Genomic DNA, 11,232 nt, shown 5'->3' on the forward strand with positions numbered 1-11,232 from the left:
CCCACTCGGGTGCCGGCCCGTCCGTCTTTCGTCGCACGGTCCGTACGGGTCGGTTCGTCAGTCGAAGTTCAAGCTGCGCAGGACCAGGCCCGTCGCCGGCTTCGGGCCGAACGACGTCGACTTGCGCGGCATCGTGACGCCCTGCTGGGCGAGTTCCCGGACGACGTCCTCCCGTACGGGATGCATCAGCACCGCCGTACCGCCACGGCGCTCGGCCTGGACGACCGCCGCCTCGGTGTCGTGGATGTAGGCAATGTCCTCGGGCAGGTCCGGGATGCGCCAGATGTGGTCCAGCAGCGTGGCGTGCAGGACGGTCGCGTCGAGCTTGCGCCAGGCGTCCGGGCGGCCTGCCGGGACCGTACGGGCCAGCAGGTCGGCGTCCGGGCGGTCGAGGAGATGGAAGCGGCCGTCCCCCGCGAGCAGGAAGGCGTTGCCTTCGGCGGCCGCGGAGGCCAGGACTTCGAGGGCGTTCGGGAGGGGGCCGTCGACATCCCGTACCCGGAAGAGGCCCTCCACCGCGGCGAGCGCGTCCGCGACCGGGAGCCGGTTCAGCAGGCGGTGGATCGCGCGGACCTGGAGCGGATAGCGGGCCGTGTCGATCAGGAGCACCAGGCCGTAGTCCCACGCCCCGGGAACGGGCTGCTCGTCGCGGAGACGGAGGTACGTCGCCCAGCGGTGGTGCCCGTCGGCGATCAGAGCCTGCTGGTGGGTGAGGTCCGCGGAGATCTGCGCCAGGTCCGCCGGGTCGGTGACCGACCAGAGGCGGTGGCTGAAGCCGTCCTCCGTCGTCGTGGACAGCAGCGCCGAGCTGTGGATGATGCGTTCGATGACGGCGGAGGCCCCGGTCGCGGAGCCGTCACTGCGGTACGTGAAAAGCAGCGGCTCCAGATTGGCGGCGGTGGTGCGCATCAGGGCCGCCCGGTCGGCCACCACATGCGGCATCACGTCCTCGTGCGGAAGCACGATGCCCTCGTCCGGGGCCGACAGTGCCAGCGCGCCGATGATTCCACGCTGCAGGACGCTGCCCCTGCGCTGCTCGTAGACGTAGAGCGACGGCACCGGATCGGGTGCGAGGACGCCCTCGGCCAGCCAGCGGTCCAGGGTCTCGGCGGCCTGCTCGTGGCGGGCTTCGGCAGTGGCTGCCTGGGGGAGGATCAGCCGGACGATGTTGTAGGGATCCGCGGACTCCAGGTGGTGCAGACCGTCCGGGCGTACGACGACGTCGTACGGGGGTGAGGTCACGGCGGCGAGGCTGCCGACCCGCTCGGGGACATAGCGCAGTCCGCGGAACGGGATCATGTGCAGACCGTCGTCGGCCGCGTCACCTCTCGTGTTCATTCAGGCATCGTATGTGGCTGAGGCGATGAGCGATGATCGGGGGAGCAACGAGCGATCAATAAAAGCCACGTGTGAAGGAGCGGAACACCATGGGCGAGCAGGCCAGGACAAGGCCGAGCGGCAGCGCGCGGGCGCTGTGCGCTGTGTACGACACGGCACTGCTCGACCTCGACGGGGTGGTGTACGCGGGCGGGGCGGCGATCGCGTACGCCGTGGACTCGCTCGGGACGGCGCGCGACGGCGGGATGCATCTGGCGTACGTCACGAACAACGCGCTGCGCACTCCGGACGCGGTGGCGCACCATCTCACCGAGCTGGGAGTGCCGGCGGAGCCCGCGGACGTCATCACCTCGGCGCAGGCGGTGGCGCGGCTCATCGCCGAGCAGGTCCCGGCGGGCGCGCGGGTGCTGGCGATCGGCGGCGAGGGGCTGCGGGTCGCGCTGCGCGAACGCGGGCTGGAGCCGGTGGAGTCCGCGGACGACGATCCCGCTGCCGTGGTGCAGGGGTACGGCGGTCCCGAGCAGCCGTGGGGGCGGCTCGCCGAGGCGTGTTATGCGATCGCCCGCGGGGTGCCGTGGTTCGCGTCCAACACGGATCTGACGATTCCGAGCGCGCGGGGGATTGCGCCGGGAAACGGCGCGGCGGTCGAGGTCGTACGGATCGCGACGGGTGCCGAGCCGCAGATCGCGGGGAAGCCGCTGCCGCCGATGCACCGGGAAACGATTCTGCGGACGGGTGCCGAGCGGCCGCTGGTGGTCGGGGACCGGCTGGACACGGACATCGAGGGCGCGTTCAACGGGGGTGTGGACTCGCTGCTCGTCCTGACCGGGGTGACGAACGCGGCGCAGCTGCTGGCGGCGGAACCGAAGCACCGGCCGACATATGTGGATGCGGATCTGCGGGGGCTGCTGACCGGGCAGCCCGAAGTGGTCGATGCCGGGCCCGGATTCGGCTGTGGCGGCTGGACCGCGTCCGTTCGCGTCGACACGCTCGTACTGGACGGGGAAGGCGAACCGCTGGACGGGCTGCGGGCGTTGTGCGCGGCGGCGTGGACGCACGCGGGGGATGCCGCGGGCACGCTCGATGCGGGGAAGGCGCTGGCCAGGCTGGGCTGGTGACCCGAGGCCCGGCGGGGTTCCCTGACCCGAGCGCAATGGGAGGGTAGGCTAACCTAACCGGGTGTTGGTCGACAGTCTCCCCGAACAGAGCGCGGAACCGACTTCGGCAGCCGCAGCGCCAAAGCCGCGCAAGCGTCATGCGCTGCGCGCCGCCGGGCTGCTGCTGTCCGTCGGTGTCCTGCTGCTGGTCTGCGTCGCGAGCATCGCGATCGGTGCCAAGTCGGTCCCGGTCGGCGATGTGTGGCACGGGCTCTTCCAGAACTCCGGCACCGGCAACGACGTGATCGTTCACGATGTGCGAGTGCCGAGGACCGTGCTCGGGCTGTTGGCCGGTGTGGCGCTCGGCCTGGCGGGCGCGGTGATGCAGGCGCTCACCCGCAACCCGCTCGCCGAGCCGGGCATTCTCGGCGTGAACGCGGGCGCGGCGGCCGCTGTCGTCTCGGCCATCAGCTTCCTCGGCGTCACCTCGCTGACCGACTACATCTGGTTCGCCTTCCTCGGCGCCGGGATCGTGTCGGTGGTCGTGTACGTCCTCGGCGGCAGCCGGGGCGCCACGCCGGTGCGCCTCGCGCTCGCCGGCACCGCGGCCACCTATGCGCTCTACGGGTACGTCAACGCCGTACAGCTGCTGGACTCCGCGGCGCTGGACCGGCTGCGCTTCTGGACGGTCGGATCGCTCGCATCGGCCGACCCCGGGACCATCGGCAGGGTGGCCCCGTTCATCGGCGCCGGCGTACTGCTCGCGCTGCTGATCGCCCGGCCGCTGAACGCGATGGAGATGGGCGACGACACCGCCCGCGCGCTCGGCGCCCATCTCACGCGCACCCGCGTTCTGGCCATGGTCGCGATCACGCTGCTCTGCGGAGCCGCGACCGCGGCCTGCGGGCCGATCGTCTTCATCGGGCTGATGGTGCCGCATCTCGTACGGGCCATCACCGGCCCCGACATGCGATGGATCATTCCCTACGCGACCGTGCTCTCGCCGGTGCTGCTGCTCGGTGCCGATGTCGTCGGCCGGGTCGTCGCCCGCCCCTCCGAACTGCAGGTCGGCATCGTCACCGCGGTCATCGGCGGCCCGGTCTTCATCTACCTCGTACGCCGCAAGAGGATGGCGCAGCTGTGAGAGCCGTGAAAGCGATACGTACTCCGGGCGGACTCTCCGTCCGTGTGGACCTGAGGGCGTCCGTCGTCGTCCTGCTGCTGGTCGCCGCCGCCCTGGCAGCGGCCGTCCTGCTCGTCGGCAGCGGCGACTTCCCGATGACGCCCGGCGAGGTCGTCGCCACGCTGCTCGGCAACGGCACGCCCGCGCAGGAGTTCATCGTCAACGACCTGCGGCTGCCGCGGGTGCTGGTGGGCCTGCTGGTCGGCGTGGCGCTCGCAGTGGGTGGTGCGGTCTTCCAGTCCATCTCCCGCAATCCGCTGGGCAGTCCGGATGTGCTCGGGTTCGGGCAGGGCTCGGTGGTGGGCGCGCTGATCGTGATCGTCCTGTTCCAGGGCGGGGCGTTCGCCGTCGCGGGCGGTGCGGTCGTCGGCGGACTGCTGACGGGTCTGGGCGTCTATCTGCTCGCCTGGAAGCGAGGGGTGCACGGCTACCGGCTGGTGCTCGTCGGCATCGGCGTCATGGCGATGCTCACCGGCGTCACCCACTACCTGCTCACCAAGGCCAACCTGGTCGACGCGACCCGTGCCGTGCTCTGGATGACCGGTTCGCTCGACGGCCGTGACTGGGCCCAGTTCTGGCCGCTGCTCGCCGTCTGCGCGGTGCTCGTCCCGCTGTGCATCGGCTACGGACGGCCGCTGCGGATGCTGGAGATGGGCGACGACGCGGCGTACGCGCTCGGCGTCCGGGTCGAGCGGACCCGGGCCGTCCTGATCGGCTCGGCCGTCCTGCTCACGGCCGCCGCGACCGCCGCCGCCGGGCCGGTCGCCTTCGTGGCGCTCAGCGCGCCGCAGCTGGCCCGCCGGCTGACCCGCTCGCCCGGGCCCAACATCGCCGCGTCCGCCGTGATGGGCGCCGCCCTGCTGCTGAGCGCGGACTGGATCGCCACCTCGGCGTTCGGCGACCGGCAACTGCCGGTCGGTGTGGTCACGGGCGTGCTCGGCGGCTGCTATCTGCTCTGGCTGCTGGTCACCGAACGCAGGGCGGGTCGGATATGACGAGCCCCGCCCGGCCCGGGCGCACGACCGCAGACCCGCACCCGACGACCGTGAAGAACCCCAGGAGCCCCATGAGTACGTCCATGCAGCGCCTCACCGCGGAATCGGTCACCCTCGCCTACGACCAGCGGGTCATCGCCGAGGACCTCTCGGTCGAGATACCCGACAACTCGTTCACGGTGATCGTCGGCCCGAACGCCTGCGGCAAGTCCACGCTGCTGCGCGCGCTCTCGCGGATGCTCAAGCCCAGCCAGGGCCGCGTGCTGCTCGACGGGCAGGCGATCCACTCGATGCCCGCGAAGAAGGTCGCAAGGACGCTGGGGCTGCTTCCCCAGTCGTCGATCGCCCCCGACGGCATCACCGTCGGCGACCTCGTCGCCCGAGGCCGCTACCCGCACCAGGGCCTGCTGCGCCAGTGGTCCCGGGAGGACGAACGGATCGTCCAGGAGTCGATGGCCGCGACCGGGGTCGCCGAACTCGCCGACCGCTACGTCGACGAGCTTTCCGGCGGTCAGCGCCAGCGGGTCTGGATCGCGATGGCGCTCGCCCAGCAGACCCCGCTGCTGCTGCTCGACGAGCCCACCACGTTCCTCGACATCCAGCACCAGCTGGAGATCCTCGACCTCTGCGGCGAGCTGCACGAGACGCAGGGCCGCACCCTCGTCGCCGTACTCCACGACCTCAACCAGGCCGCCCGGTACGCGACCCACCTCATCGCGATGCGGGACGGGAAGATCGAGGCGGAGGGAGCGCCCGGCGATGTCGTCACCGCCGAGCTGGTCGAACAGGTCTTCGGCGTGCGCTCGCAGGTGATCGACGATCCGGAGACGGGTACGCCGCTGGTGGTGCCGCTGGCCCGGCGCCGTAGGGCGGCCCCCCGGACGCCCCAGGAGGCCTCCGGGGAGCCGTCCGGCGCCGCTGCCGATGCGGTGACTACAGCAGCGCCCTGAGGCGCAGCAGATCGCGGAAGCCGGCCTCGAGCCTGACCCGGCCCGAGGCCCAGGCCTTCGCGAAATTCAGCTCCCCGTCGACCATCGCCACCAGGTCGTCACCGGTCATCGCGAGCCGGATCTCCGCCTTCTGCGCCGGTGGGCCGTCCAGTGTGTCCACCACCTCGATCCGGCCCGCCGAGAGGCGCCCGGTGAAGGTGATGTCCAGGTCCTTGATGTGGCAGCTCAGGGAACGGTCGAGCGCGGTCGCGCTGCGCACGTCACCGTCCGCCTTTGCCAGGTTGTCCGAAAGTCTGTCGAGTGCGCTGCGGCACTCCTCCGTCGTCGCCATCGTGATCGACGGTACCCCAGGGCTTCGCGGTAGCGTCTGGGCATGAGCGACTCGATGCCGGGCCCGGAACCGGAAACGCCGGAAACGTCCGAGGAGGCCGCCGCCGGGGCGCACGAACCCGCCGCGCCCGCCCCCCTCGGCGTCGCGCGCGTCCCCACCGGCCATGCAGGGGTGGACGCGCACCTGGAGCGACTGGCTGATGCCGATCACCTCCCGGCCGACGGCCACCTGGAGGTGTACGAGGATGTACACCGAGGGCTGCGTGACGCGCTGACCGCGCTGGACGCCCGCCCGGACGACTCGTACGACCACAGGAGCTGAACCGAACGTGGCAGGAGTGGCACGCCGCCGTCTCGACGCCGAGCTGGTACGCCGCAAGCTCGCCCGCTCGCGTGAGCACGCGAGCCAGTTGATCGCGGCAGGGCGGGTGACCGTCGGCAGAAACACCGCCACGAAGTCCGCCACCCAGGTCGAGACCAGTGCCGCCATCGTCGTCGCCCAGGACGACAGCGATCCCGAGTACGTCTCGCGCGGCGGCCACAAGCTCGCCGGCGCGTTCGAGGCCTTCGTACCGCAGGGGCTGAAGGTCGAGGGGCGGCGGGCGCTGGACGCGGGCGCGTCCACCGGCGGGTTCACCGACGTCCTGCTCCGGGCCGGGGCCGCGCATGTCGTCGCCGTCGACGTGGGCTACGGCCAGCTCGCCTGGTCCCTGCAGAGCGATGAACGTGTGACGGTCAAGGACCGTACCAATGTGCGCGAGTTGACCCTGGAGACGATCGACGGGGAGGCGGTGGACCTGATCGTCGGTGATCTGTCCTTCATCCCGCTCGGCCTCGTGCTGCCCGCGCTGGTGCGCTGCACGGCGCCCGGCGCCGATCTCGTCCTCATGGTCAAGCCACAGTTCGAGGTCGGCAAGGAGCGGCTCGGCAGCGGCGGAGTGGTGCGCAGCCCGGAGCTGCGCGCCGAGGCCGTACGGACCGTGGCACGGCAGGCCGGTGAGCTGGGGCTGGGCGTGCTCGGAGTGACCGCCAGCCCGCTGCCCGGGCCCTCCGGCAACGTCGAGTACTTTCTGTGGCTCCGGGCCGGGGCACCGGACCTCGACCCGGCGGATGTCGATCGTGCAGTGGCGGAGGGGCCGCGTTGACCGATACGAGCACGGATACGAAGACACGTACGCGCACGGTTTTCCTGCTGGCGCACACCGGCCGGCCCGCGGCCATCCGGAGCGCCGAACTCGTCGTCCAGGGCCTGCTGCGTGCCGGCCTCGGGGTGCGGGTGCTCGCCTTCGAGGCGGCGGATCTCCCGCTGCCGTCGACGGTGGAGACGGTCCCGGAGGCCACGCCCGAGGTGCTGGACGGCTGTGAGCTGCTGATCGTGCTGGGCGGCGACGGGACGCTGCTGCGCGGTGCGGAGTTCGCCCGCGCGTCGGGTGTGCCGATGCTCGGTGTCAATCTGGGGCGGGTCGGCTTCCTCGCGGAGGCCGAGCGCGACGACCTGGACAAGGTTGTCGACCGGGTCGTGACCCGTGAGTACGAGGTCGAGGAACGGATGACCCTCGATGTCGCCGTACGCAGCAACGGCGACATAGTGCACCGGGACTGGGCGCTCAACGAAGCCGCCGTGCAGAAGGTCTCGCCCGAGCGGATGCTGGAGGTCGTCCTGGAGATCGACGGGCGGCCGGTGACCGGCTTCGGCTGCGACGGCATCGTCTGCGCCACGCCGACCGGCTCGACCGCCTATGCCTTCTCGGCGGGCGGTCCGGTGGTGTGGCCGGAGGTCGAGGCCCTGCTGATGGTGCCGATCAGTGCACACGCCCTGTTCGCCAAGCCGCTGGTCACCTCACCGACGTCCGTCCTCGCGGTGGAGGTGCAGCCGAACACGCCGCACGGTGTGCTGTGGTGCGACGGCCGCCGCGCGGTCGAGCTGCCCCCGGCGGCCCGCGTGGAGGTCCGGCGGGGTGCGGTGCCGGTGCGGCTGGCGCGGCTGCACCACGCGTCGTTCACCGACCGTCTCGTGGCGAAGTTCGCGCTCCCCGTCTCGGGCTGGCGCGGAGCGCCGCACTGAGTCCTGCGGGCGGGTTGCGGAGCGGCCGGGCGTTCTGCGGTGGTGGGCCGGGCGCCGGCAGGCCCTGCGGGCGGGGTGCGGAGCGGCCGGTACCGCGGGGTGGCCCGGGGCGTCCGTCCTCAAGCTCCCCCTACGCCCTGCGGCGTGGGGGGACCCCCAGACGGGCTCGACACGTGCCCGATACCGCAGGGGAGGGCCACCCCGGGGGGTGACGGCAGGCGTCCCCGACCTGCGGCTCCGTGCGCGCGGGGCGGGGGCCGTCGCACAGCCGGGCCCGGACCTCGTAAGGTCTTCCCCGTGTTGGAGGAGATGCGGATACGGTCGCTCGGGGTCATCGACGATGCCGTCGTCGAGCTGTCGCCCGGATTCACTGCGGTGACGGGTGAGACCGGTGCGGGCAAGACCATGGTCGTCACCAGCCTCGGCCTGCTGCTCGGCGGGCGCGCCGACCCCGCCCTGGTGCGGCTCGGCGCCAAGTCGGCGGTCGTCGAGGGGCGGGTCACCGTGCCCGCCGGTGGCTCCGCGGCCGTACGGGCCGAGGAGGCCGGGGCCGAACTCGACGACGGTGCGCTGCTGATCAGCCGGACGATCTCCGCGGAGGGACGCTCGCGCGCCCACCTCGGCGGGCGTTCCGTGCCCGTCGGCATGCTCACCGAACTTGCCGACGAACTCGTCGCCGTACACGGCCAGACCGACCAGCAAGGGCTGCTCAAGCCCGCGCGGCAGCGGCAGGCCCTCGACCGGTACGCGGGTGACACGGTCACCGGGCCGCACGAGAAGTACGTGGCGGCCTACCGGCGGCTGAGGTCGGTGACCGCCGAGCTGGCCGAGCTGACCACGCGTGCCCGCGAGCGTGCCCAGGAAGCGGATCTGCTGCGCTTCGGGCTGAACGAGGTCGCGGGCGTCGAGCCGCGCGCCGGTGAGGACGTCGAAATGGCCGCCGAGGCCGAGCGGCTCGGCCACGCCGAGGCCCTCGCGTCCGCGGCGTCCGTCGCACACGCCGCGCTCGCCGGAAACCCGGAGGACCCCGAGGGCGTCGACGCGACCACACTGGTCGCGGGCGCCGGGCGGGCCCTGGACGCCGTACGGTCCCACGACCCCGCGCTCGCCTCGCTCGCCGACCGGATGGGCGAGATCTCCATCCTGCTCGCGGATGTCGCCGGAGAGCTCGCCGGGTACGCCGACAACCTCGACGCCGATCCGCTGCGGCTCGCCGCGGTCGAGGAACGGCGGGCCGCGCTCACCGGGCTCACCCGCAAGTACGGTGAGGACATCAACGCCGTACTGGCCTGGGCCGAGGAGAGCGCCGGCCGCCTCACCGAGCTGGAGGGCGACGACGACCGCATCGGCGAGCTGACCGTCGAACGCGACGCGCTGCGCGCCGAGCTCTCCGGGCTGGCACAGGCGCTGACCGATGCCCGTACGGAGGCGGCGGCGCGGTTCGCCGAGGCGGTGACCGCGGAGCTGGCGTCGCTCGCGATGCCGCACGCCCGCGTGTCCTTCGCCATCCGGCAGTCCGAGGACCCGGACGGCATCGAGGTCGGCGGCCGGCTCGTCGCGTACACACCGTCCGGCGTGGACGAGGTAGAGCTGCTGCTCGCGCCGCACCCGGGCGCCCAGCCGCGGCCGATCGCCAAGGGCGCGTCCGGCGGTGAGCTGTCGCGTGTGATGCTCGCGGTGGAGGTCGTCTTCGCCGGGACCGATCCGGTGCCGACGTACCTCTTCGACGAGGTGGACGCGGGCGTCGGCGGCAAGGCGGCGGTGGAGATCGGGCGCCGGCTCGCGAAGCTGGCGAAGACGGCGCAGGTCGTCGTGGTCACCCACCTGCCGCAGGTCGCTGCTTTCGCGGACCGGCAGCTGCTCGTCGAGAAGACCAACGACGGGTCGGTGACGCGGTCCGGGGTGACCGTGCTGACGGGCGAGGACCGGGTGCGGGAGCTGTCGCGGATGCTCGCGGGGCAGGAGGACTCGGAGACGGCGCGGGCGCACGCGGAGGAGTTGCTGGCGGCTGCGCGTAGCGAGGTCTAGAGCCTGTCGTTCGGATCAGGCCGGATCAGCGAGCGGGGTCTGGCGCGTGCAGATGCAAGGCGGTGGGGGCACCTCCCAGCGGTAGCTGGGGGAGTGCCGTAGCCGGGGTACCTCCCAGGCGAAGCTCTGGGGGAGCGTCGCGGCCCCGACAAGATCGCCCGGACAAGCCCTAAGGGCTGTCGCGTCCTGAATCCTTCGGGGCTGCCGCCCCCACACCCCCACCACGGACGGCATGCGGCGCAGCCGGTGCCGTTGACGTGCCCGGTACCGGGGTGCGCGGTGCGCCGGGGGGTGGGGTCGGGGCCCTCCGGGCTCGACTCCTCGGGGTCGGCAGACCTCCGCATACCGTGGAGAAACCCGGCACTTGCCGGCGACCCCTGCGGGTCGACCCTGCACGCCCCTCCTGCGCCGTGTGACGGCTCTCCCTTGTGGTCGGTGCCGGCACTACGGGCAGTCGCCGAACGGGCCGGGAGGGGGCGTGCAGGGTCGGCCCCGCAGGGGATTGGGGGAAGTGCCGGGCCACTGAACGGCATCGGCGCCCACCAAGCCCCGCGGAGGTAACCCGGAGGGCCTCGACCCACCCACCGGCGCCCGCGCACCCCGGTCTAGGGTGACGATCATGGGAACGTTCAGCAGGGTCATCGCGTTCGGCACCGCCGCAGGCGTGACGCGCGTCGCGTACCGCGCGCTCCGAGCACGGACGCGCGGGCACGCGCGCTGGGAGCGTACGAACTACGCCGGGCGCACCGTTGACCTGTGCGCCGGGCCCGCCGTGGCCGTGGGTACGGCGGCCGGCGCGGTGGCCGCCGGCGTGCCCGCCGCCGCTGTCGCCGTGCTGGCGGCCGGGGCCTGCGGGGCGTACGACGACGTCGCCGGGGACGACCGGCGGGGGTTCAGGGCCCACCTCGGGGCCCTGCGGCAGGGCGAGGTCACCAGCGGGGCCGTGAAGCTGTTCGGGATCGGGGCCGCCGGGCTCCTCGCGGGGGCGGCGATGAAGGAGCGGCCCGTCGACAAGGTGCTCGCGGGGGTCGTGATCGCCGGTACCGCGCACTTCGTGAACCTCGTCGACGTACGGCCCGGCCGCGCCGCGCTCACCGTGCTCGGGCTCGCTGCGCCCGGGCTGCCGCGGGGCCCGCTCGCCGCGGCGCCCTTGGCCGCCGCGGCCACCGTCGCCGCCGACGATCTGGGCGAGAGCACCATGCTCGGCGACACCGGGGCGCACGCGCTCGGCGCGGCCCTCGGGGCC

11 protein-coding genes are annotated in these 11,232 nt (G+C 72.7%); 9 read left to right on the plus strand and 2 right to left on the minus strand.

Features of this window, described 5'->3' with window-relative positions; all coding sequences use genetic code 11:
* Positions 1-57: 57 nt before the first annotated feature.
* A complete protein-coding gene (locus ACWGI8_RS29230) occupies positions 58-1,338 on the minus strand; it encodes a DUF1015 domain-containing protein (RefSeq protein WP_453665379.1) in 1,281 nt (426 codons plus the stop codon).
* An 89-nt stretch (positions 1,339-1,427) separates the two neighbouring features.
* Here ACWGI8_RS29230 and ACWGI8_RS29235 point away from each other — a divergent pair, with 89 nt between their 5' ends.
* From ACWGI8_RS29235 to ACWGI8_RS29250, 4 genes are all read left to right on the plus strand, one after another.
* Positions 1,428-2,456: an HAD hydrolase-like protein gene (locus tag ACWGI8_RS29235; protein WP_453665381.1), complete on the plus strand. Its 1,029-nt coding sequence runs from the start codon at positions 1,428-1,430 to the stop codon at positions 2,454-2,456.
* Between the two features lie 61 nt (positions 2,457-2,517).
* Positions 2,518-3,579 (plus strand): FecCD family ABC transporter permease, encoded by a 1,062-nt coding sequence (locus ACWGI8_RS29240; RefSeq protein ID WP_453665382.1) that lies wholly within the window; start codon positions 2,518-2,520, stop codon positions 3,577-3,579.
* Positions 3,576-4,613 carry a FecCD family ABC transporter permease gene (locus tag ACWGI8_RS29245; RefSeq protein WP_453665384.1) on the plus strand — a complete coding sequence of 346 codons (1,038 nt, stop codon included), beginning with the start codon at positions 3,576-3,578 and terminating at the stop codon, positions 4,611-4,613. Before ACWGI8_RS29240 ends, ACWGI8_RS29245 begins: the two co-directional genes overlap by 4 nt.
* A gap of 83 nt (positions 4,614-4,696) precedes the next feature.
* Entirely contained in the window at positions 4,697-5,563 is an 867-nt protein-coding gene (locus tag ACWGI8_RS29250) for an ABC transporter ATP-binding protein (protein ID WP_453665395.1), read from the plus strand.
* On the opposite strand, the gene ACWGI8_RS29255 is transcribed toward ACWGI8_RS29250, so the two are convergent.
* The gene (locus ACWGI8_RS29255; protein WP_453665386.1) at positions 5,547-5,894 is read right to left on the minus strand and encodes an SCP2 sterol-binding domain-containing protein; all 348 of its coding nucleotides are present in this window, start codon (positions 5,892-5,894) and stop codon (positions 5,547-5,549) included. The two genes, ACWGI8_RS29250 and ACWGI8_RS29255, sit on opposite strands and share 17 nt — an antisense overlap.
* 42 nt (positions 5,895-5,936) lie before the next feature.
* Here ACWGI8_RS29255 and ACWGI8_RS29260 point away from each other — a divergent pair, with 42 nt between their 5' ends.
* The 5 genes from ACWGI8_RS29260 to ACWGI8_RS29280 all read left to right on the plus strand — a co-directional run.
* On the plus strand, positions 5,937-6,215 hold the full coding sequence (locus ACWGI8_RS29260) for a hypothetical protein (RefSeq protein WP_453665388.1): 279 nt from the start codon (positions 5,937-5,939) through the stop codon (positions 6,213-6,215).
* Between the two features lie 7 nt (positions 6,216-6,222).
* The gene (locus ACWGI8_RS29265) at positions 6,223-7,038 is read left to right on the plus strand and encodes a TlyA family RNA methyltransferase (RefSeq protein ID WP_453665389.1); all 816 of its coding nucleotides are present in this window, start codon (positions 6,223-6,225) and stop codon (positions 7,036-7,038) included.
* Positions 7,035-7,958, plus strand: coding sequence for an NAD kinase (locus ACWGI8_RS29270; RefSeq protein WP_453665391.1), 924 nt, complete (start codon positions 7,035-7,037; stop codon positions 7,956-7,958). The genes ACWGI8_RS29265 and ACWGI8_RS29270 overlap by 4 nt, the downstream gene beginning before the upstream one ends.
* 309 nt (positions 7,959-8,267) lie before the next feature.
* Entirely contained in the window at positions 8,268-9,986 is a 1,719-nt protein-coding gene (gene recN / locus ACWGI8_RS29275) for a DNA repair protein RecN (RefSeq protein ID WP_453665396.1), read from the plus strand.
* A 619-nt stretch (positions 9,987-10,605) separates the two neighbouring features.
* Positions 10,606-11,232, plus strand: a 627-nt coding sequence (locus ACWGI8_RS29280; protein WP_453665393.1) for a hypothetical protein, incomplete at its 3' end; no start/stop codon positions are given.

The organism is Streptomyces sp. NPDC054841, assembly GCF_053611045.1.